Source organism: uncultured Brachyspira sp. (genome assembly GCF_934747485.1).
In the GTDB taxonomy this organism is placed as follows: domain Bacteria; phylum Spirochaetota; class Brachyspiria; order Brachyspirales; family Brachyspiraceae; genus Brachyspira.
The window spans coordinates 1-21,750 of the sequence record NZ_CAKVGN010000001.1 but is presented as its reverse complement, the minus strand read 5'-3'; the positions used below and the strand labels follow the sequence as shown (position 1 = coordinate 21,750).

The 21,750-nt window shown below is 27.9% G+C and carries 22 protein-coding genes; 7 read left to right on the top strand and 15 right to left on the bottom strand.

The annotated features are described in order from the left end of the window. Positions 1 to 8 precede the first annotated feature (8 nt). The 3 genes from Q0H31_RS00110 to ispG form a co-directional block, all read right to left on the bottom strand. Positions 9 to 926 carry an energy transducer TonB gene (locus tag Q0H31_RS00110; protein ID WP_295294857.1) on the bottom strand — a complete coding sequence of 306 codons (918 nt, stop codon included), beginning with the start codon at positions 924 to 926 and terminating at the stop codon, positions 9 to 11. A 443-nt stretch (positions 927 to 1,369) separates the two neighbouring features. After that, positions 1,370 to 2,383 carry an FAD:protein FMN transferase gene (locus Q0H31_RS00105; protein ID WP_295294855.1) on the bottom strand — a complete coding sequence of 338 codons (1,014 nt, stop codon included), beginning with the start codon at positions 2,381 to 2,383 and terminating at the stop codon, positions 1,370 to 1,372. Positions 2,384 to 2,767: 384 nt separating this feature from the next. Beyond that, positions 2,768 to 3,802, bottom strand: coding sequence for a flavodoxin-dependent (E)-4-hydroxy-3-methylbut-2-enyl-diphosphate synthase (gene ispG / locus Q0H31_RS00100; RefSeq protein WP_295294854.1), 1,035 nt, complete (start codon positions 3,800 to 3,802; stop codon positions 2,768 to 2,770). Positions 3,803 to 4,004: 202 nt separating this feature from the next. On the opposite strand from ispG, the gene Q0H31_RS00095 reads away from it, so the two are divergent. Further along, the gene (locus Q0H31_RS00095; RefSeq protein WP_295294852.1) at positions 4,005 to 4,580 is read left to right on the top strand and encodes a CarD family transcriptional regulator; all 576 of its coding nucleotides are present in this window, start codon (positions 4,005 to 4,007) and stop codon (positions 4,578 to 4,580) included. 95 nt (positions 4,581 to 4,675) lie between these two features. Continuing rightward, on the top strand, positions 4,676 to 5,686 hold the full coding sequence (locus tag Q0H31_RS00090; RefSeq protein ID WP_295294851.1) for a PIN domain-containing protein: 1,011 nt from the start codon (positions 4,676 to 4,678) through the stop codon (positions 5,684 to 5,686). Between the two features lie 5 nt (positions 5,687 to 5,691). On the opposite strand, the gene Q0H31_RS00085 is transcribed toward Q0H31_RS00090, so the two are convergent. From Q0H31_RS00085 to Q0H31_RS00045, 9 genes are all read right to left on the bottom strand, one after another. Next, positions 5,692 to 6,252, bottom strand: a complete 561-nt coding sequence (locus Q0H31_RS00085; protein WP_295294849.1) for a geranyl transferase — start codon at positions 6,250 to 6,252, stop codon at positions 5,692 to 5,694. A 21-nt stretch (positions 6,253 to 6,273) separates the two neighbouring features. Further along, positions 6,274 to 7,527, bottom strand: a complete 1,254-nt coding sequence (locus Q0H31_RS00080; protein WP_295294847.1) for an AAA family ATPase — start codon at positions 7,525 to 7,527, stop codon at positions 6,274 to 6,276. An 85-nt stretch (positions 7,528 to 7,612) separates the two neighbouring features. Continuing rightward, on the bottom strand, positions 7,613 to 8,152 hold the full coding sequence (mreD, locus tag Q0H31_RS00075; protein ID WP_295294846.1) for a rod shape-determining protein MreD: 540 nt from the start codon (positions 8,150 to 8,152) through the stop codon (positions 7,613 to 7,615). Beyond that, positions 8,149 to 9,006, bottom strand: coding sequence for a rod shape-determining protein MreC (mreC, locus tag Q0H31_RS00070; RefSeq protein ID WP_295294962.1), 858 nt, complete (start codon positions 9,004 to 9,006; stop codon positions 8,149 to 8,151). The genes mreD and mreC overlap by 4 nt, the downstream gene beginning before the upstream one ends. 33 nt (positions 9,007 to 9,039) lie before the next feature. Continuing rightward, positions 9,040 to 10,065, bottom strand: coding sequence for a rod shape-determining protein (locus Q0H31_RS00065; protein WP_014933928.1), 1,026 nt, complete (start codon positions 10,063 to 10,065; stop codon positions 9,040 to 9,042). 5 nt (positions 10,066 to 10,070) lie between these two features. Further along, a complete protein-coding gene (locus Q0H31_RS00060; RefSeq protein WP_295294844.1) occupies positions 10,071 to 11,009 on the bottom strand; it encodes a lipopolysaccharide assembly protein LapB in 939 nt (312 codons plus the stop codon). Positions 11,010 to 11,014: 5 nt separating this feature from the next. Next, on the bottom strand, positions 11,015 to 11,413 hold the full coding sequence (locus Q0H31_RS00055; protein ID WP_295294843.1) for a polymer-forming cytoskeletal protein: 399 nt from the start codon (positions 11,411 to 11,413) through the stop codon (positions 11,015 to 11,017). Continuing rightward, complete coding sequence (locus Q0H31_RS00050) at positions 11,413 to 12,243, bottom strand: protein-glutamate O-methyltransferase CheR (RefSeq protein WP_295294841.1); 831 nt, start codon at positions 12,241 to 12,243, stop codon at positions 11,413 to 11,415. The genes Q0H31_RS00055 and Q0H31_RS00050 overlap by 1 nt, the downstream gene beginning before the upstream one ends. A 23-nt stretch (positions 12,244 to 12,266) precedes the next feature. After that, positions 12,267 to 12,683, bottom strand: a complete 417-nt coding sequence (locus Q0H31_RS00045; RefSeq protein ID WP_295294839.1) for a response regulator — start codon at positions 12,681 to 12,683, stop codon at positions 12,267 to 12,269. Between the two features lie 226 nt (positions 12,684 to 12,909). On the opposite strand from Q0H31_RS00045, the gene Q0H31_RS00040 reads away from it, so the two are divergent. From Q0H31_RS00040 to Q0H31_RS00030, 3 genes are all read left to right on the top strand, one after another. Then, the gene (locus Q0H31_RS00040) at positions 12,910 to 13,914 is read left to right on the top strand and encodes a hypothetical protein (RefSeq protein WP_295294837.1); all 1,005 of its coding nucleotides are present in this window, start codon (positions 12,910 to 12,912) and stop codon (positions 13,912 to 13,914) included. Between the two features lie 173 nt (positions 13,915 to 14,087). After that, entirely contained in the window at positions 14,088 to 14,648 is a 561-nt protein-coding gene (gene efp, locus Q0H31_RS00035; RefSeq protein ID WP_147731790.1) for an elongation factor P, read from the top strand. A gap of 1 nt (position 14,649) precedes the next feature. Further along, positions 14,650 to 15,243 (top strand): hypothetical protein, encoded by a 594-nt coding sequence (locus Q0H31_RS00030; RefSeq protein WP_295294834.1) that lies wholly within the window; start codon positions 14,650 to 14,652, stop codon positions 15,241 to 15,243. Here the strand turns inward: Q0H31_RS00030 and Q0H31_RS00025 are convergent. Next, entirely contained in the window at positions 15,219 to 15,581 is a 363-nt protein-coding gene (locus Q0H31_RS00025) for a hypothetical protein (protein WP_295294832.1), read from the bottom strand. The genes Q0H31_RS00030 and Q0H31_RS00025 overlap by 25 nt on opposite strands. Positions 15,582 to 15,949: 368 nt before the next feature. Here Q0H31_RS00025 and Q0H31_RS00020 point away from each other — a divergent pair, with 368 nt between their 5' ends. After that, on the top strand, positions 15,950 to 17,050 hold the full coding sequence (locus Q0H31_RS00020) for an AAA family ATPase (protein WP_295294831.1): 1,101 nt from the start codon (positions 15,950 to 15,952) through the stop codon (positions 17,048 to 17,050). Positions 17,051 to 17,578: 528 nt separating this feature from the next. Then, complete coding sequence (locus tag Q0H31_RS00015; RefSeq protein ID WP_295294829.1) at positions 17,579 to 18,730, top strand: iron-containing alcohol dehydrogenase; 1,152 nt, start codon at positions 17,579 to 17,581, stop codon at positions 18,728 to 18,730. 6 nt (positions 18,731 to 18,736) lie between these two features. Here Q0H31_RS00015 and Q0H31_RS00010 read toward each other — a convergent pair whose 3' ends face one another. Next, on the bottom strand, positions 18,737 to 19,627 hold the full coding sequence (locus Q0H31_RS00010; protein ID WP_295294827.1) for a ribonuclease H-like domain-containing protein: 891 nt from the start codon (positions 19,625 to 19,627) through the stop codon (positions 18,737 to 18,739). Then, positions 19,602 to 21,011, bottom strand: coding sequence for a cysteine--tRNA ligase (gene cysS, locus Q0H31_RS00005; RefSeq protein WP_295294825.1), 1,410 nt, complete (start codon positions 21,009 to 21,011; stop codon positions 19,602 to 19,604). Before cysS ends, Q0H31_RS00010 begins: the two co-directional genes overlap by 26 nt. Positions 21,012 to 21,750: the final 739 nt, after the last annotated feature.

The window sequence follows — 21,750 nt, the reverse complement described above, 5'->3', positions numbered from 1 at the left end:
AAAAATTATCACTCTCTGCTGAAATTTTGGTATATAAACTTAAACGGTATATATATCTTACCATTCTCTGCATAATCACGCACTAAACCCTGTGGCGGCGGTTTTAATTTTTTAGCATATTCTATAGCCTTCGAACATGAATTGTCTAAACTGCTTTGACCTAATTTTGAATTGCTTAAAAACTTCTCAAAAATAATATTTCCGTCCAAATCTATTGATATAAGCACCTCTACCTCATCACTTCTCAAAAGCCCCAAAAAATGTGCCTGATTTGGAATAGTTAAATACCAAGAATCTCTTATAGAACCAACTAAAGTATAAAAATACCAAAAATATTCCTGTGCCTTTGTGCCGAGTTGAATACTTCCTGTTTCACTGGATAATACCACTGCCCTGTCTGCTCCGTCTTCAAATGATGCTGGTATTTTTGTATCGCCTTTAAGACCGGGATTTTTTGGCTTATAAGTTTCAACTTTTTCTCTATTTATTTCATTACCTAAATCTTTTTGTTTTGATGGTGAATTATTGTTGTTTGGAGTTATATTATCGCGTCTTTCAACTATTGGACTATTGGCTCCGTCCCCCAAAAAAGAAAACACTGAAGCATCTGAAAATACTTTTGAAGGTGTTACATTTACTTCTCCTCTTGATACTAATGACTTATCTGAAGCAAATGGAGTATCTTCGTTGTTTTCCTCTTCCTCTACATCTGGAGTCTCTACCAAAAACATATAATCATCTTTTTTATTTTTCTCTTCTTCTAAGATTTTTTTTAATTCATCATTATATGCAAACAAAGATTCTACTATATAAGTATTTATTAAACTCAATACAAATATATGAAGTATAAATGCAACTATTACTGCGAATATAGTATCTTTCTTTTTAACTATTATAGTTTTTAATTTACCAAAAAAATCTTTCATAATATATTTTATAATAAAATAGCTATATGTTCAATTATAAATTAAAACTCTAAAAATTTGAATATAGTCAAATGGTTTAATAAACTAATAATTGTATTTCATTATATAAGTTTTTATTTTATCAAAAATTAGTTTTTATTTCGGGGACTAGCCCCCTGCGAAGCGTGCCCTTAGGGTACGCACCTCCACTTCTTTTGCGACCGAAGGAAGTGCCGGCGACTGAAAGGAGTACCTTTAGGTAAGGCGTGACCCAAAGAAGAAAAAAGGCTGCATTTTTATTATAAATTTTATAATTTAATTGTACATTAAAATGCACTCCCCCGCACGACTAAGAAGTTATAATTAAAGCATAGCATTACCGTGCGGCAAGGTGGTACAGCTCGTACGCGGAAAAAAGTTGAATAAAAAATTATAGTTTTTATGAGAGTATACTAAAACAATTATCAAAAACTCTCGTTCGTTGCTATATATAAATCACCATTAGAATCAACTATATAAGCTTCTCTGTAATTATAATTCTCATTAGTGAAAAAATTAGTACCCATAAGAAAAGCAGTTGTAGATAAAGCATCAGCCTCTTCTGCATTGGTGTGTACAATAGTAGCTGACATTGCATTATAAGTAGGGTAACCTATTTTTGCATCTATTATATGATGATAGTTAGTGCCGTTTTCTGTAAAAAATCTCTCATAATCGCCGCTTGTTACTATAGTATAATTTGTAGCTTGTATTAAACCTAAATATCCATCTTCATCGTTTCTAGGGTTTCTTATTGCTATCACCCAAGGATTGCCCTTAGAGTTTACTCCATTAGCATAAGTATCTCCGCCATAATCTATTAAATAGTTTTTTATATTGTAATTTTTAAATATATCTATTAACTTTGTAACAATATAACCCTTTCCATAAGAACCAAAATCAAAAGTTAAATTACTCTTAAGCTCTATAAACTTCCTGCCGTTATTAGTAATAATGCTCGCCTTTGAATAATCTATTTTTTTTAATGCACTTTCAATCTCTTCTCTCTTTGGCACAGTTTGATTTTCTTTCACGCCAAAACCCCAAAGTTCAATCAGTGGTCTTACGCTTATATCAAAAGAAGGATTTATCTTAGAATATCTTAATCCTGTTTCAAATAAATGTGCCATATCCTCAGAAACTTCTACTTTGAGAACATCTTCTTTATTTTCTAAACTTTTTTTGTTTATAATTGCTATTTCGCTATTTTCATTATATGGATTTAATATATTATCCATTCTGTTAATTTCATTTGTTATAGAAGCTACTAAATCATACATTTTCTTTTCTGTAGTTTGTGCTGTGATGTTTAATATAGTGTCGCTTATTGCTATTGTTGTAGATATATATTTTTCTTTATTTCTATAAACAAAAAGTGTAACAATTAATGCCGCTGCTACAACTAAAATTAATAGATAATATTTTTTCTTTGATGTCATAAAATCTTCTCTCTATAATAATAATTATTCTTTTTAGTAAACTTATTATTAATAAACTTATTAAATTATAATATAGTTAAACAACTATGTATTGTCAAAAAATAAATTTTTTATTTTTAGATATTTGCGGGGACTAGCCCCCGCACCCCCACTTATTTTATTGGTATAAAAGAAGCAAAAGAACTACATTTTCATAAATCCTATCTCTATAGAAATTAAAATATAAATATTCAATATATATTCCTAAAATATAAAGTTAAAACTCTTGCACTTTTTGGTTCTTTGACGAAGTCAGCCCCGCGACCAAAGGAAGTACCTTTAGATATGGCTGCGAAGGCAGGAAAAGAATAACAAAATTTATAAAATAAAAATTTTCAGTACACCCTAAAACTCTTCTATCTTCTTTGTGATAAAACTTATAATATTTTCTTTTGATACCTTTATAGGCTCATTGTCTTTTTCAAAATATATAAAATTACCGTCTGCACTTCCTGCCACACCAAAATCTGCATGCTTAGCCTCTCCCGGACCATTAACCACACAACCCATTATAGCAATAGTGATATTTTTCTTTATATTTTGCACATGCTTTTCTATAAAACTAGCAACCTCCTCAACATTCACCTGACATCTTCCGCAAGTAGGGCATGATATTATCTCAACAGAAGGCTCTTTTCTTAAACCCAAAAACTTAAGAAGCATCTTTCCTGCCATCACTTCCTCAACAGGGTCTCCAGTAATAGAATATCTTATAGTATCGCCAATTCCTTGCATAAGTAAATATGATAAAGCACTTGTACTCTTAATTAAAGAACTTCTTAATGTACCAGCCTCTGTAACTCCTAAATGTATAGGATAATCAAATTTCTCTCTAAATAATGTATTTGCTTCTATTGTAGTTTTTATATCAGATGCTTTTAATGATACTTTTATATTTGTAAAATTTAAGTCTTCCATTAATTTTATATGCTCAGAGGCACTTTTTACCATATTTTGAGCATTTACTTCTTTATATATAGCCCTATCCAAACTTCCGCCATTAACACCAACTCTTATAGTTAAATTTCTGTCTTTTGCCTCTTTTATCACCTCTTTTACTTTCTCTTTATCTTTTATATTACCCGGATTAAGCCTCAAAGCATCAATACCGCTTTTCATACTCTCTAAAGCAAGCCTATAATCAAAATGTATATCCGCTATTAAAGGAACTTTAGTTTGTTTTTTTATCTCTTTTATAGCTTGAGCAGCCTCAATATCAAGCACAGCAAGCCTTACAATATCAACGCCAGCCTCTTCAAGAGATTTTAATTGACTTACAGTTTCTTTAACATTTCTCGTATCAGTATTTGTCATAGATTGTATGCTAACAGGATTCCCCCCTCCTATTAGTATATTTCCAACACTAACTATCTTACTCATTATTGTCCTCATAATAAACTTATAAATACAATACTGATTTTATAACCTAATAACAAAATTGTCAAAGAGTTTTTGCATAATGCCTGATGTTCATTTTGTCCTTGATTTTTTGGTTTTTTAGTATATAATAATTTTAGGTATTTTTTAAATTTAGTAGAATAAATTACTATAAATAAATTAAAGGTTTAATTTAATAAATAATATGTATAAACTAAATAGTTATGTTGTTTACCCTATGTATGGAATATGTAAGGTTGTAGGCATATCAGACAATAAAGTAAATTCTTCCGTTGTAGAATGTTATATACTTGAATGCGAAGGCGAAAATATTACATTAAAAGTTCCTATAAATAGAGTTAAAGAATATCGTATACGTAAAATAATCTCTAAAGCAGAAGCTGAAAATTTTTTGAATTTATTGCAAACTAAACCCCATGATATAGAAAATAATTGGAAAATTCGTTATCAGGAAAATGAAGTAAAATTAAGAAGCGGTGAAATTGAAGATACTATAGAAGTAGCAAGAAGCTTGTTTACTAGAAATAAATTAAAAGAACTATCCGCAAGCGAAAAACGTTTATATGAAAAAGCATATATGTTTATAGTAAATGAAATTAGTATAGCATTAAAAAAAGATAAAGACCAAATTGAAGATATAGTATCTAATGCATTAGAAAAATCAGCTAAAAAGTTTAAAACTAAACCTGCTGAAAAAGAACTTATTAAACCAACTAAAGCTGCTGCTAAGCCTGCCAAAAAAAAGAAAAAAGAAGAGTGAAATATTTATTAATTTATTCTATTTGAAACTAATAAAAAAAATATAAAAACATAAAAATAACTCGAGCTCTTTTTAGTTTTTAAGGAGAAACTGTTATGTGGAGAATAATTTATTTTGCTTGTTCTATTTTAGCACTCATATTTGACTATATTTATAATAAACTTTTTAATATAAATACTATTATATTTTTTGTTGTTAGTTCTGCTATTATAATATTATTAGATTTATTTTTTATAAGAAAAAGGTCTTCAAAAACAACTTTTGTAATTTTTATATCATTCTTTATTACATTAATAACTGTTATACTTACTCTAAATGTTATAAATATAATAGGCATCAATTTATCATTAAACAAAAAACTTATAATATTATTTATTGAAGGATATTTAACTTTTTCTGTAATATCATCACTTATACCAAATATATCAAACATGCTAAAACTAACAAAAACTGATAAAATAAAAACAGCCAAAATATTAGATACTTCTGTAATAGTAGACGGAAGGGTATATGATATAGCAGAGAAAAAATTTTTTGACGGTCTTTTAATACTTCCAGAGTTTGTAATAAAAGAAATACAATTTTTGAGCGATTCAAGAGACCCGCAAAAAAGAATAAGAGGAAGAAGAGCATTAGAAATATTAAATAAAATGAAATCTTCAAAAAATATATTGCTTTCTGTAACAGATATAGATTTTCCAAACATCAAGGAAGTGGATTTAAAACTTATAGAGCTTGCCAAAAAAATGGACGCTAAAGTAATTACGAATGATTTTAACTTGATGAAGGTAGCTTCTATTCATGGTGTTGATATATTAAATATTAATGATTTAGCTAATTGCTTGCAAGTTGTGGTGCTTCCTGGAGAAACTATAAAGATAGATTTGATAAGAGAGGGTAAAGATAAGCAGGCATTAGGTTATTTAGAAGACGGCACTATGATAGTTGTAGAGAATGCTAAACATTTAATAGGTAAAAGTGTAGATATAGAAATAGACAATGTACTTCATAAAGAAGCTGGAAGAGTTATATTTGCTTCTTTGGTAAGTAAGCAGCAAAATAATCAGCAAAACAACAAAAAAAAACAAAACCGAGAGCATAAATAATTTTATTAATTTTTTAATTTAGAAATAAATTTATTTTTAAACTCATTTTCACTATACAAATTAATATCTTTTAAAATAAATTTTTTTAATTTTAATACTCCGCCATATAATTGTGTTTCGTTATTTGCTTTTTTATAGATATGATTATTAAAAATATATTTTGAATTCTTATAAAAATTATAAATCAATATATATTCTATGTTCGATTTCGAAAACTCAACTATGCTTTCTATATATTTACTTCCGTCATTATATTTTATATCTGACAATATAAATAAACTATCATATATTTTTGTTTTTATATTATCTATTTCAATTTTACCATTTTTAAACTCTAAAAAATATAAATGACTATTATCCATAATATATAGTGCATCATTAGATGCTGGTAAATTATATAAATTTTTATCATCTTTATAACACTTTGCAACTTTATCAAAATCAATAACAGTAAATTTACTATCTGTCATATAATGATTATTACAAGTGTCTAAAGAAGTATTTTTTAGAGTATCTATATTATTTTTTAATATATCAGGCAAACTATCTATTATATCTTGTCTCATAATTAAATTACTTTATCAAAATTACTCATCAAAACTATTTTCTAAGTTTTCCAACTTCTCTATAGGCTGAGCCATTAAACTATATATATCTTCTATACTTTCATTTACCAACTTAAAAACAGAATATTTATTTTCTATATCTGATAAATAATAATTAGTTTTTTCCTGCATACCATGTAGTTTTGAATACATCTCTATAGCTTCCAAAAAATAAGGACTATGAGTAGTTATTAAAATATATATATTAAATTCTTTTTGTAAAAGCACTATTATTTCAGCATATAAAAGCTGCCATTTAGGATGAAGATGTATTTCTGGTTCATCTAATACTAAAATATCATCTTCTTTTAATGCATTTCTCTCTAACAGCATTTTTATAATAGCAAAAGATTTTAAACCTGCTGATAAATTATGTATTGATATAGGTTCATAAAAAATTTCTTCCTCTAAATAAAATTCTTTGTCTTTTTCTAAAATTTTACCATTTACAGCTTTTGATAATTTTTCATATATTTTCTTTAATTTCTCTTCTGCTAAAATTTTATCTGATGTGCTTGGTTTTTCTGAATATAATATATTATTTATTAAATGCGACTCCTGTACAGACAAAGAATATGAATAATCATTTCTATCAAAAATAAAAGGGTTATCTATGAAATATATATTTCTTTTATTTGAATAGTTCAGATTTGTTTCTATACATTTATCATCTATAAATTTAAAATACAAATCTAATATATTAATTTCAGCTATAGTATCTCTTTCTATTCTGCTGTTTATTTGATTATTAAACATTTCATTGAAATATTCTTCTATTTTTTTATAACCTATTTTTTCATCTGGTATATTAATATATTCTTCTATTTTTTTAGATGCTTTTTTTATATAGTCAATAATATTTTCATCTTTTATATCAACATATTCTTTAAAAGTATTTACTAAAATATCATATATATTTTTTTTAGTATTTATATAATCAGAATATAAATCACATGATATATTTTTAAGCACATCATACATCTTTTTTATTTTTTTAGTTTTAAGGATTATATACGGTAATAGTGAATGATATAGATTATAAACTTCCTTTTCTACAGAATATTCTTTATCTGAATATATTTCTTTTTCAATATTATTCAATGAATTAAAGCAAGAAAACAATACCTTTCCTACTGTTGTTTTGCCTGTATTATTTTCACCTGCTATTGTAGTGATGCCGTCTATTTTTATTTCGGCTTCTTTTATTCTGCCTAAATTTTTTATATTTAATTTCATACATTATCCTAAAAAGATAATCGGATATTTTATTATTTATTTTATTATAATATCATTTTTATATTTTTTGTATATGTTAAAAAAATCAATCTTCGTATGTTTTGGTGCTGTCATCTACATGTATTTTGTTTTTGTCATACACTATAGGGGCAATCTTTTCAAATAATATAAACAATGGCGAAGAAAGTATTACTGTGAGAGGAAGTCCTATAAATAACTCAGAACGCATAAGCACTGCAACACTTGATAAATCGGCATATATTGCCATTACAAAAAATAAAGCTATAATCTTTATTAAATATCCAATTAAAGTAACAAATATACCAGCTGCAATTTGCTTAATAAATATTCTGCTGTTAAAGAATCCAACAACCAAACCAATATTAAGAAATATTATGGCATAAGAACCAAAAGTAGAGCTTGAAACAATATCCTGCATTATTCCTATAAAAAAGCCGTATATAACTCCTTCAAAAGAACCATATCTAAACGATAAAAATACTAAAAATATAAGAAGCAAATCAGGCTTAGCACCTAATGTTATTCTAATCAAATCATAAGCAGGTGAAGATTGTATTATTAAAAGTAATAGTGAACTTATTATAACAGTTATTGCTCTTTTCATTTATTTGTAACTTCACCCTCTTCATATTCTTCATTAGCAAGCATAATAATTTCTCTGTCTGGAATCTTTTTTATCACATACACATTCTCTAAAGTTGAAAAATCAACTATAGGCTCAATATACAAATCGTGAAAGAGTCCGTAATTCTTTTTCTCAACTTTAAATACATTTCCAACCAATATTCCGCTCGGAAAAACTCCGCCCATTCCGCTAGTATAAACTTTTTCTCCCTCTTCAACATCAATCTGCAAATCTATATACTGCAAATGCGTTTGAGTGGAACGAGGATTCTGACCGCTCATAATACCAGTAGCCTTAGAACTCTCAAGCATAACAGATATTTGCGACCTTTCATCTATAAGAGATAAAACTCTGCTGTTGTATTTTCTCACTTCCACAACCTTGCCGACAAGCCCCTTGTATCCGCTTTTATATGATATAACAGGCATACCCACAACAATACCATGAGCCCTTCCTTTGTTAATAACTATAGTGTTGTAAAAGTTTTGAGGGTCTTTTGAAACTATCTCAGCATATTCTAAAGGGTATTCATCAGTAGGAGCTTCATTTAATAATGCTCTTAACCTTGAGTTTTCCTGACGAAGCTGTTCATATTCTAAAGCTGTGCCGTTTAATTCTGCTATTCTATCTCTAAGCACTTGAAGCTGACTTTGAAGTGTAAATATATCTGTAATGCTTGTATAAAGATAGACAAAAGCCTTAGATATGTTTTGTGTAGCATTCTGTACAGGATAAACACCAAGTGCATATATAGAACGCAAGTCAAAAACAAAATTACTCCTATTAAGCACCATAAATATAGACGCCACAAGACTAAGCGTAATATAAAGTATAAGCAATTTGTGTTTTAATATATTATTCACTTTTTAAGAAAATCTTCTATAATTTTTTAAATTTCTAGTCTCTTCTATAAACTTACCGCAGCCAATAGCCACACAAGTAAGAGGACTCTCAGCAAGTATAACAGGAACCCCTGTCTCTATAGATATTAAATCTGTAAAACCAGGAAGTAAAGAAGTTCCTCCGCTCATAACAATACCTCTCTCAACAATATCAGCAGCTATCTCTGGAGGAGTTTGATTAAGTACATATTTTACAGCCTCCAATATTTCAAGCAATATATCTGATATAGCATCTTTTACTTCAGCACTGTTGATAGTTAAAGTTTTAGGAAGACCAGATACGGAATCGCGTCCTCTTATGTCCATAGTCTTAGATATATCGCCCTTATAAGCATGCCCAATATTAATCTTAATCTCTTCTGCAGTTTTTTCACCAATATATAAGTTGTGAGTTCTTTGCATATATTTTATTATAGCATCATCAAGCTCATCGCCGCCCACACGTATGGAAGCACTGCGTACCATACTTCCAAGTGAAAGCACAGCAACCTCAGTAGTACCGCCCCCTATCTCTATAATCATATTGCCATGAGGTTCATTAATAGGCATATCAGCACCAATTGCAGCAGCCCTCGCTTGCTCTATTAAAAATATAGTTCTCGCTCCCGCCTGCTCACAGCTCTCACGTACAGCTCGCCTCTCAACTTCTGTAATGCCTGTAGGAATACCTATAGCAATCCTCGGTTTTACTAAAGTTTTTTTATTGTGAACTTTATTGATAAAATATCTTATCATTTTTTCAACAGTTTCAAAATCTGCAATAACCCCGTCTCTCATAGGTCTAATAGCTGCTATAGAATTTGGTACTTTACCCAACATTCTTTTAGCCTCATTACCAACAGCTATAACATTCCCAGTGCTTTTTTCTATAGCAACCACAGAAGGCTCTGCTAAAACAATCCCCTCTCCCTTAACATAAACTAAAGTGTTTGCAGTACCTAAATCTATTCCCATATCACTTGAGAACATATTATACAACCAACTAAACATATATACTATAATCTCCTTAATGCGTCCCTAGCGGGTTTATAGTTATTATCTATTTTTAATGCTTCTCTAAACATAGCAATTGCTTCATTAATACGCTTTGTTCTTCTAAATAATTCCCCTATACTATAATATAAATCAGGATTTTTGTCATCTAATAATAATGCTTTTTTGTAAAAAAATTCGCTTTCTTTATATAAGCCCTGCCTGTAATATAAATCCCCAAGCTTAGAATAAGATTTAGCCTCAAGCTTATAATCATTGTTAAACTTGCCGTCTATATAAGAAAGTATTTGTATTGCTTTGGTGTAATTTTTATTTCCTTCATAAGCAACAGCAAGTTCATAATATAATTCCAAGTTTAAAAACTCTTTATTATTCTCTGTATCCCTTTTTATAGCATATTCTAAATTATCTATCGCCTCTTTATAATATCCAATCTTATAACATATCTTAGCAAGCTCTATCACTGTAGATACTCTATTATCGCCATTTTTTATAGCCTCTAAATAAGAATTATAAGAATCAATATAATAAGAACTGCCAAGCCTCTGAAATCCATAAGCTAATCTCTGATATATTATATACTTGTTCTTTATAAACTTTGATGTTAATAACATCTGCTTTGCATATTTAGTAATATTTTCACTTGCTGTTGTAATGACATCTTTATCTGTAGTTATTAAAAGAATATTATAATATAAATCTATGCCTGCCATTAATATATTTTTATTTAAAGGTTTCCTGCTATGAAGGTCTTTAAATATAAAAGAAGCATTATCATAATCTTCTAATGCTATATAATCATAAATATATCTAATTCTTTTTTTCTCTATATAATTTGAAATAAATAAATAAGATAATACAACAGTTAAGATAATACCTACTAAAGTTGCAATAATGATTCTTGCATTAATTTTTCTTTCAACATCATATAAATAAGGCATATTAATTATTGTTGATTATTAGAATTATACAAATTAAGTATAGTCTCTTTAGGATTAGTCTTAGGGTCAGGCGATACTATACAAACACCCTCAAGTATAACGCCATTCTGTATAATAAGTTCAGGTGTGCGAATCTCTCCAAGAACTCTGCTTGTAGGCATAAGCATTACTCTGTTTTTTGCCTCAATATTTCCTACTACTATTCCTTCTATAACAGCTGAATTAGTTTTTATATTAGATTTTACCTTTCCGCTATTTCCTACAGTAAGGCTATCAACTTCAAGATTATCCCCCTCATAACAACCATCTATTCTTAAACTGCCATTAAGTGTAAACTCACCTTTAAAATATGAACCTTCACCTATTATAGAATTTGATTCTGATATTTCATTTTTTCTAAACATTAAAATACCTCCTCACTTTTGGTATATACAATCGAATTATCTATATTATTAAATTTAAATTTTGTATCAAGCCCAAATAAAGACTCGCTATGTCCTATAAATAAAAAACCATGTTTATTTAATATATCATAAAATCTATTAACAGTCAATTTAACAGATTCATTATCAAAATATATAAGCACATTCCTACAAAAAACTATGTCCATATTTAAATATCTATTATTAGGAGTGATAAGATTATGATATTCAAAAGTAACCATATCTTTTATATCATCTTTTACTTTATATTTTCCATTAGGCATCTCATCAAAATATTTAATCAAGTATTCTTCACTTATATTTGCAACCTTATCTTTATCATAAATGCCTTTTTTTGCCACATCTAAAGATTGAATAGAAATATCCGTAGCATATATCTTTACATTACTTCTATATATATTTGGTGTTTCCATACAAGTCATTGCTATGGAATACGCTTCTTCTCCTGTAGAACAGCCAGAACTCCATATGCGTATAGGCTCTGAATATCTTTTATTGTTTAATATTATAGGCAAAACTTTGTTTTTTAATAAATCGAAATTACTCTCTGTTCTAAAAAACTTAGTGAGATTTGTAGTTATATTATCTAAAAATAACTTTAGTTCATTTTTATCATTTGAAATAAGGTGAAAATAATCTTCTACATTAGCAATATTTCTCTCTTTCATAGAAGACTGTATTCTTGATTCTAATATTACCTGATTGATAAGGTTAAAACGAATACCGCTTTTATTATATATAAACTCCTTGAATAATTCTAAATATTTTTCATTTAAACTGCTGCTACTCAAATTAATGATACCATATTATTAAATCATTTCTTGTCTAAAACCATTTTTATACGCTCTAAAACTTTTTTTCTATCCAAAGGCTTAGTAATATAATTTTTAGCACCGGCAAGAAGTGCTTTTTTAACCATATCCTCTTTACCTAAAGCACTAACCATAACAATTTTAGCATTTTTATCAAACTCTACTATTTTAGTAAGAGCTGTAATACCATCCATTTTAGGCATAGTAATGTCCATAGTAACTAAATCTGGTTTTAATTCTTTATACATCATTACGCCTTCTTCACCATTTTCTGCTGTACCTACTACTGTATACTGTTCTGATACCAATATCTGCTGCAATTGTTTTACCACAAATGCCGAATCATCTACTAATAAAACTCTAAAAGATTTACCAAATTCATTTATGCCATCTGCTGCTTTTTTATTTATATCAGACATATTATATTACTCCTTAAAACTCTAAAAAATATTATCGTATTAGAAATTCTTATAATTTAGTGTAAATTTATAAAATTCTACTAGTATGTATTTGTATATATTTTATCAAAATAATAATTTTTTGCAAGTAAAGATTTAAATTAACATCATTATTTTTAATTAAAATATTGACAACTTATTTAAAAAACATATAATCATCGCTAAAAAATGCTTAAGAAAACGAAAAATGAATAAATATATATTAACGTGTTTTATCCTATTATCTTTCATATTAAATGCTCAAAATACAAACCTATCTATAGAACAAAAAATGGATAATTATTCCCAAAAAGTAAAAACTAAGTGGAAATATAACCCTCTAAGAAACCCAGAAACTGATAAATACTTCACTGGATTTACTGATGTAAATAATTATAATACAAAATTCTGGTTTGGAACAATATTTAATCCAAATAAGCTTTATAATAATAAAAATTTTACTATAGATAAAGTAATAATATTTCATAGCCCAACATTATCAACAGAATTATCCCCTATAGCTTTTAATATAAATGAAGAAACTCATAGAATTAGAATAGGTGTCGCTTACTCTGCAAAGTTTAATTTTGCTCATTATCAATATAAATACGATAAACTATACGGCACTAGTTTCTTATTTAGCACATATATGCAAGTAGAAGCATATATTGACTATATATTTAAAAATAAACTCAAAATAAGATTCTCTCCTTTAAAACATATATGTTATCATATGGGAGGAGATATATTAGGAGATAGCTCATTGCATGATAAAGATAATGATGAGTTTATAGATGTAGGTTTTGAACAGATGCATATTGCGGCATATTATAGATGGGGTTGGTTTTCTTTTTATGGGGGGACTTTATTTGCCATTACTGGTTTTAAAAAGTCTAATTTAGTTAATATACTTACTTTATATGCAGGAAGTGATTTTAGATTTCCTTTGTGGGGAGAGATGAATTTAATTACAGGAGTTTATATAGCTGGAGAATATGATGAACTTAATAAAATAAATAGAAAAAATGCTGGAGAAGGATATAAAGCAATAGAGTCTATTTATAGATGGTCGCCTTCTATATCTGTAGCTTTAGGAATAGAGATTTATAGATTTACAATTGCTGTAAAATATGAATATCTCCGCTCTAGACAGCTTTATGCTTTTAGAAAAATGGAAAGCAAGATTGGTTTAGAGGCTAGTTTATTCTTTTAAAATTTATTATTTATTTAGAAATAAAAGTTTATATGAATTACTTTTTTAATAATAATCAATAGTTTTTAATACTATAATTTAAATCAATTTTATTTGCTTTTTTTCTGCTAATAAAATATAATGCTTAAACTATCAATCATAAAAAATATATTATAATTAGAGGATTTATATTTATGGACGTTAATGATTTAAGAAAAGGCGATGCTATTATATTAGACGGCGAAACTTACTTAGTAATAGACGCTCACTTTCACAGAGCTCAGCAGAGAAAAGCTAATGTAAGAACTAAATTAAAAAACATGATTAAAGGCAATATGGTTGAAAAAACTTTTGCTTCTACTGAAACTGTTGAAGAGGCTGATATTGCTTACAAGAAAGCTCAATACTTATATAATGAAGGAAATGAGTATATATTCATGATACTTGATAACTACGAACAAGTGCATGTTAATGAAGATATACTCGGAGATAACAAATACTATCTCTTAGATAACAGCGAAGTTGATTTGCAATATATAAACGATGAAGTTACTGCTGTAAGATTCCCTATACATGTGATTTTAGAAGTTACATATACAGAGCCTGGTTTTAAAGGCGACACTACAGGAAGTACTTTAAAACCTGCTAAATTGGAAACAGGCATAGAAGTTAATGTTCCTCTTTTCATAAACATCGGTGATAAAATTAAAGTAGATACTAGAGATGACAGCTACGTTGAACGCGTAAATAAATAAAATGCTATATATAGCTTCTATAATATTAGCTTTATTCCTATTCATAATCATTTTTACTGTAAAAGTAAATATATTAATATATATAGTGGTAGCCTTATTTATAATTCATATAATACTTACAAAGTCTTTATATAAAACTATAAAAAGGCTATTGCATCTTATACCATATTTTTTAGCTGTATTTATTATTCAAGGGTTAAACTCCAGAGGAGAATATTATAACATATTAGGCATATACATAGACAAAGTAGGTGCTGATTTCACGATAATATATTTTATTAGAATATTAAGTTTATTATATTTCTTATCTATATTTTTTATTCTTATAAAAAAAATCAAAATACCAAACGGAATAATCTTTGATGAAATGATAAGAATTAATATATTTATGAATATAGTAAGAAAATCATTTTTTTTGGAATTTAATAAAATAAAAGATAAAAATAAAACATTCAAAGAAAAAATAAATTTAGTTAAAAAATTATTAGAAAACGTTTACAGAGACTCTTTTAAAAGATATCCATACGACAACTTTATTGATAATTACAGAACATATCAAAATATAAAAACTCACTGCCCTCCGAACAAAAATTGAGCACAATTACTGCATAAATGATTTCTTAATAAAACAGCTACAACTATAGTATCTTCTCTGTTTTCAGTCATAAATATGCCGTTATTGTTTTTATAATATTTATATTTTAACATCTTGTTTTTACCGTCTTTCGATTCCACATTAATAGAAATATAATTCTCTTTAAAATTATTGTTTACCATATTCTTATATTTAGGCTTTATTCTAATATGCAAGCTCGATATAGAATGCATATTAATAGTTATGGTATTATCATTGATGTTAAAATAGGCCTCAAATATATGATAATAATCAGTATCGCTTTCAATGCATTTTGGCGGAACTATTGCATATATCATATAAAAATCCTCCTTACATATTAATAATAATAAAAATTTATATTCTGTCAATTTTTACATTTTTGTGAATATAATTATTATTTTTATGTAAAATTTCATTACTGTTACTACAATTAAACTACATTTAAAACAGTCACAAAATATTTAACTCAAAAGAGCCAAATTACATCTAATTGATACACACAAATACATATATAAAACATGAATCAAATCTATATTTATTTTATATTTTATAATAATTATTAAAACAATTTATAGTTCATATTTTATATAAATTTATATTAAAAACGCTAAAAGTTTGAAAACAAATTATTTCTAATATATACTATCGTCAAAATTATTTTATATTAAAATCAAAAGAGAATAAAATGCAAGAAAATAATAATCAACATCAAAAACCATTAATGGAAGAGCTTTACAAAGAAGAATTAGAAATATTAAAAAGCAGAGATAAAAACCTAAAGCCAAAAAATTGGAAATTATCCCCTCAAGCGGTGAGAGATTTTATACTTGGCAAAAAGTTTGAAGACGGTAAAATTATTAAAAAAAAGTTTTACGGAGATAATGCTTTAGTTGAAAGGGCAATAATTACATTAGCAGGCAACAGAGGATTAATGCTTGTAGGAGAGCCCGGAACTGCAAAAACAATGCTCAGCGAACTTTTATCTGCAGCTATAAGCGGAAACAGTACAATCACAATACAAGGAACTGCAGGAACTAATGAAGATAATATAAAATATTCTTGGAACTATGCTTTACTATTTGCAAAAGGTCCTGTTGATGAAGCATTAATACCTTCTCCTATTTACACAGGTATGAGCAATGGTTTTATAACGAGATTTGAAGAGATTACAAGATGCCCTATTGAAATACAAGACTCTTTAATAAGTATATTAAGCGATAAGATAATGAATATACCAGAACAAAACAGAGTATTATTTGCAAACACTGGTTTTAATATAATAGCTACAGCAAATACAAGAGATAAAGGCATTAATGAGATGAGCAGTGCTTTGAAAAGAAGATTTAATTTTGAAACTGTTGAGCCTATAAAAGATATAAAATTAGAATCCGAAATAATAACAAATCAATGCGAAAGTTTATTTGAGCTTGCCAACATTGATATAAATATAGATTATGATGTAGTTAATGTACTTGCCACTACTTTTAATGAACTTAGAAACGGAATAAGCGAAGATAATACAAAACTTCAGGAGCTTAATTCTATAATGAGCACAGCTGAAGCAGTATCAGTTTATTATCAGTCAGCACTTCATTCATATTACTATGCTGATGGAAATATCAATATGTCTACAGTAGTAGAAAATCTTATAGGAAGTGTTGCAAAAGAAAATAAAGATGATATACCAAAATTAAAGCACTATTTTAATAATGCCGTAAAAATAAAAGCACAAAAACTCGGCCGCAGATGGCAGGAATATTATGACAGCAGAAATATTATTAGATAATTAAATTTAGATATACCTAAACAACTATATTTTATCAAAAATAAAATTATATTTTGTTTTTAATATCTGGGGCTTTGCCCCAGACCCCACTTCTTTTATTGGTATAAAAGAAGCAAAAGAACTGCATTTTTTAGACTAAAATATAAATATTATTTTATAAAATACATATTCATAATATATTGGCTATAGTATTTGCACTTTTTGGTTCTTTTGACGAAGTCCGCACCGCGAAGGCGGGAAAAAGAACAATAAAATTTTATGTTTTAATTATTTGCGGGGACTAGCCCCCGCACGACTAAGAAGTTATAATTAAAGTATAGCATTACCGTGCGGAAAGCCCTTACGACGAGTAATGCGGCAAGGTGGTACAGCTCGTACGCGGGAAAAGTTTAAGAAAAAACTCAAAAATATTTTTCATAAGCTCCTAAATATTCACTATACACAAAAATTAATATTTAATTTAAACAATAAACATACTTTTTCCGAGAATTAATGCAGTAAAATTAATTTTTATTATGATGAGTAAATATGGCTATAATAGAGTTTAAACTACCAACAAAAATAAAATTCGGCGTTGATTCTATAGAATGTCTTCATGACACCATCAAGCAATACGGCGGAAGAGTTGTTATTGTAACAGATGGAAATTCTTTTAATCAAATAGGGGTAATAGATAAAATTGTAAGCAAATTAGAAGATAATCTAATGAATGTTATGGTTTACTCTAAAGTTAATTCAAACTCCAACAGCGATGAATCAGATATTATAGCTAATTTAATTAGATACAGCAAAGCGGAATGTTTAGTTGCTATAGGCGGATTTAAAGTACAAAACATAGCTAAAGGAGCTTCTGTTGTAGTTACTAATAGCGGTGAGGCTTCTGATTATGTCTCAGGTCAAACTGCATATCACAAGCCATTCCCATTAATATCGGTGCCTACTATACTTGGTTCTTTATCTGAAATGACTACCGGAATGTATTTGGTAGATAAATATGACGGAATATGCAAAGAGTCTACTGATAAAAACATATATGCAAGAGATTGTATAATAGACCCCGCATTATATACAACTGTACCTGTAAAATATTCTATAAGCAGTGCTTTAAGCGTATTTGCTATGGCTTTTGATTTGTATATGAGTACAACTCTAAATGATATTAATGCCCCTCTAATTAAAAATGCAATGAAATCAAGCATAAAGGGATTAAGCAAACTTATATTAGACAGCTCAAATGTGGAAAATATTTCAAATATAGCTATGGCTAATATGATGTGTGCTATGGCTAGTTCTAATGCAAATCTCGGTGCTTCAAGGGCTTTATCTATTGCAATAAATAATATGTATTCTGTTAATAAATCTATTATTTCTTCATTGCTTCTTCCGCATATTATGGAATATTATATACCTGTTGTACCTGACAAATATACTATACTTGCAGATTTTATTAATGGAGTTGATCCAGAAATGACTCCTTTTGAAATAGCAAGCCAAAGCGGTGAATATATTAAAAAACTTCTTCACGACCTAAATCTTCCTCGAAGACTTAATGAAATAAATATAGACAGAAGCAAATTCAATAATGTTGCAGATATAGCTCTAACATACAGCGGTATGGATAAACTGCCTAAAGCTATGACTCACGATGCTATTACAACTATATTAGATCAAGCATATTAAAAATTTTTAATCATCGTTCTTAGGTGAATATTTATGCGGATGTTTGTGAAGATAATCTATTAATTTTTTATTAGGTTTATACTTACTTACAGAAGGAAGTATTTTATAATCTAAAAGTGCAGTATTATATTTCTCTGCATATTTATTGTATGCCAAACATAATAAATATTCCAAATCAATAGTATCAAGCAAATTATAATGTATGAGAGAATCTATTGCTGTTTCATCTTTGGTGTCTATATAATAATTCCAAAGCAGAACTGCCGTATATCCATTAACACCAAGCATATCATCTCCCCTATCAATACCGACATCTTGCTCAATCTTTTTTAATCCTCCAGTATATCCCAAATCCTTTAATACAAAACGTAAATCTATCTGAGCACATTTTATCTTTGTATTAAAATATCTCTCCAAAAAAGGTATATCAAAACAAGAACCATTAAAAGTAACAACAATAGAATAATTTTTTATATAATCTAAAAAATCTCTTTCGTTTTTACCATGAACAAACACCTGCATATCTTTTCCGTCATAGCAGCCTATCACTGTAACATAAGACTTTGCTGGCTTCATACCTGTAGTTTCTATATCCAAAAATACAGTTTTATCCATAAACATAGGGTAAAGTCTATATAGTATTGAGTTTGGAAACTTCTTTAAAAAATAATCATAATTTTTTGATTTCAAATTATATATAGATTTTGGAAGCTCATCTTTTAAAGCTTCTCTTATAGAGTTAGGCATTGCATAATAATTAATATTTTTTAACACACTTTGCCAATCTGTTAAACCTTCCTCCCAGAGTAAAGCTTCTTTTTTAGGACCGATGCCGCTTATATGCTGATAAGTATTAGTAATTAAATCTATATTATTTTCTTTTCCATTTAACGCCATTTGGTGTATCCATTATCTCTATTCCCATACTGTTAAGCTCATCTCTTATCTCATCGGCTCTTTTATAATTCTTCTCTTTTTTTGCTAAAGTACGTTCTTCTATGAGTTTATTAATTTTCTCTTCATCTTCACTTTCTATTTCTTTTTCACCATTCATATTAAAACAGTTTATTATATTATTTACTCTCTCTATAAACTTTATTATAGCATCTCTTGAACTAACATTAATAGAATCAAAAGAAATATTTATACTCTTTATAAAACTAAATAATATTCCTAAAGCCTCAGAAACATTTAAATCATCATAAATAGATTCAAAGAAGTTTTTGTTAGCCTCTTCAAGTTCTTTCATTACAGCACTATCATTAGCATCAGTTTTAGTAATATCTTTAAGTCTAAATATAAGGTCATTAACTCTATCTATTGCACTTTGAGATTGATTAATGCCCTCTATAGTAAAGTTTAACTGTTTTCTGTAATGAGAGTTCATAAGCGAATATCTTATAGCCTCAGCAGATAAACCTTTATTAAGCAAATCTCTAAGAGTATAGAAATTGCCTTTAGACTTAGACATCTTCTCGCCATCAACAATTAAATGCTCACAGTGAAGCCAATAGTTAACAAACTTCTCATTAAAAGCAGCCTCGTTCTGTGCTATTTCATTTTCATGATGAGGAAATTTATTATCAACCCCTCCTGTATGTATATCAAAATGCTTGCCCAAATATTTGCAGCTCATAGCAGAACATTCTATATGCCAGCCGGGTCTTCCCTTTCCAAAAGGTGAATCCCAATAAACATCTCCGTCTTCTTCTGTATATGCCTTCCAAAGCACAAAGTCGCTTGCATTTTCTTTATCATATTCATCGCTTGAAACTCTTCCGGAAGCTCCTTCTTTTAATTCCTGCTTGTCAAGATTAGCTAATTCACCATACTCTGGAAATGTGCTTATCTTAAAATATATAGAACCATCTGCCTCATAAGTATGTCCGTTTTTCTCTAAAAGTTGTATTATATCTATCATCTCTTTTATATGTTCTGTAGCAGAAGGATTAACTGTTGCAGGTTTTATTCTTAAAGTCTTTATATCTTCAAAAAAAGCTTCTTTATATTTTTTTGTATATTCATTTAATGATATATGGTTTTCTTTAGAGTTTTTTATAGTTTTATCATCAACATCTGTTAAATTCATTACTAACTTTACATTATATCCATAATCCTCTAAAACTCTTCTCACCAAATCACTAAATATATAAGCTCTAAAATTACCAATATGTGCATAATTATAAACCGTAGGTCCGCAGGAATACATTCCAACATCATTACCATTCATAGGTTTAAACTCTTCTTTTTGCCTAGTTAATGAATTATAAAACTTAATCATAAAAAATTATTTCCTTAAAGAAAAATACATTCCACAAAAATATTTCTAACATTTTACTTAAAAGAGTCTATTTGTCAAGGTTTTTAAAAGCTATTTTTGCAAACTTATGTAATTTTAAAAATATTTAATCTAATTCACCGCACGGTAAATTAAATTATATATGTTATTTAAATTATATTATTACCAAATATTTTAAATAAAATATTTTTAGCGTGCGGTTAAATAATCATTAAATTAAAAAACTGCTTGGGCGGGGGCAAAAATAAGAGTGCTAAACAAAAAAGAAAAGTAATACAAAAACAACAAAGAGTATAAAAAGCCTCTTAGGGCGGGGAGTGTAATTAATTTTTAAAATTTTATTTACATACCCCACCCTTTATTTTTTATAGCGTATTTAAAATTCTAATTTAAATTATTTTTATTGCATATTTAGAAATGTTCACGCCCACCCAAGTTTTTATTAAGTTTAAAATATTTATTAACGCACGGTTGGCTAATATTAGTTTTTTGATTTATTGTAATTGTTAATAAAATTATGTTTTATGCTTTGATTACCGTGCGGTTAAATAATCATTAAATTTAAAAACCGCTTGGGCGGGGAATGAGAATAAAGTTTTGAAAACAATAAAAATTGTAAATTTTCTTATAATAAAAAAATATTGTTTTTGCACAGGAGCCAGACATATTGCAGTTAGGAATTCCTTAATTTCTTAAAGTATAGCATAGGTGTATCATAATT

Coding starts and splice junctions, on each gene's coding strand:
- Q0H31_RS00110 (WP_295294857.1), bottom strand. CDS start 926: ATGAAAGATTTTTTTGGTAAATTAAAAACTATAATAGTTAAAAAGAAA.
- Q0H31_RS00105 (WP_295294855.1), bottom strand. CDS start 2,383: ATGACATCAAAGAAAAAATATTATCTATTAATTTTAGTTGTAGCAGCG.
- ispG (WP_295294854.1), bottom strand. CDS start 3,802: ATGAGTAAGATAGTTAGTGTTGGAAATATACTAATAGGAGGGGGGAAT.
- Q0H31_RS00095 (WP_295294852.1), top strand. CDS start 4,005: ATGTATAAACTAAATAGTTATGTTGTTTACCCTATGTATGGAATATGT.
- Q0H31_RS00090 (WP_295294851.1), top strand. CDS start 4,676: ATGTGGAGAATAATTTATTTTGCTTGTTCTATTTTAGCACTCATATTT.
- Q0H31_RS00085 (WP_295294849.1), bottom strand. CDS start 6,252: ATGAGACAAGATATAATAGATAGTTTGCCTGATATATTAAAAAATAAT.
- Q0H31_RS00080 (WP_295294847.1), bottom strand. CDS start 7,527: ATGAAATTAAATATAAAAAATTTAGGCAGAATAAAAGAAGCCGAAATA.
- mreD (WP_295294846.1), bottom strand. CDS start 8,152: ATGAAAAGAGCAATAACTGTTATAATAAGTTCACTATTACTTTTAATA.
- Q0H31_RS00065 (WP_014933928.1), bottom strand. CDS start 10,065: ATGTTTAGTTGGTTGTATAATATGTTCTCAAGTGATATGGGAATAGAT.
- Q0H31_RS00060 (WP_295294844.1), bottom strand. CDS start 11,009: ATGCCTTATTTATATGATGTTGAAAGAAAAATTAATGCAAGAATCATT.
- Q0H31_RS00055 (WP_295294843.1), bottom strand. CDS start 11,413: ATGTTTAGAAAAAATGAAATATCAGAATCAAATTCTATAATAGGTGAA.
- Q0H31_RS00045 (WP_295294839.1), bottom strand. CDS start 12,683: ATGTCTGATATAAATAAAAAAGCAGCAGATGGCATAAATGAATTTGGT.
- Q0H31_RS00040 (WP_295294837.1), top strand. CDS start 12,910: ATGAATAAATATATATTAACGTGTTTTATCCTATTATCTTTCATATTA.
- efp (WP_147731790.1), top strand. CDS start 14,088: ATGGACGTTAATGATTTAAGAAAAGGCGATGCTATTATATTAGACGGC.
- Q0H31_RS00030 (WP_295294834.1), top strand. CDS start 14,650: ATGCTATATATAGCTTCTATAATATTAGCTTTATTCCTATTCATAATC.
- Q0H31_RS00025 (WP_295294832.1), bottom strand. CDS start 15,581: ATGATATATGCAATAGTTCCGCCAAAATGCATTGAAAGCGATACTGAT.
- Q0H31_RS00020 (WP_295294831.1), top strand. CDS start 15,950: ATGCAAGAAAATAATAATCAACATCAAAAACCATTAATGGAAGAGCTT.
- Q0H31_RS00015 (WP_295294829.1), top strand. CDS start 17,579: ATGGCTATAATAGAGTTTAAACTACCAACAAAAATAAAATTCGGCGTT.
- Q0H31_RS00010 (WP_295294827.1), bottom strand. CDS start 19,627: ATGGCGTTAAATGGAAAAGAAAATAATATAGATTTAATTACTAATACT.
- cysS (WP_295294825.1), bottom strand. CDS start 21,011: ATGATTAAGTTTTATAATTCATTAACTAGGCAAAAAGAAGAGTTTAAA.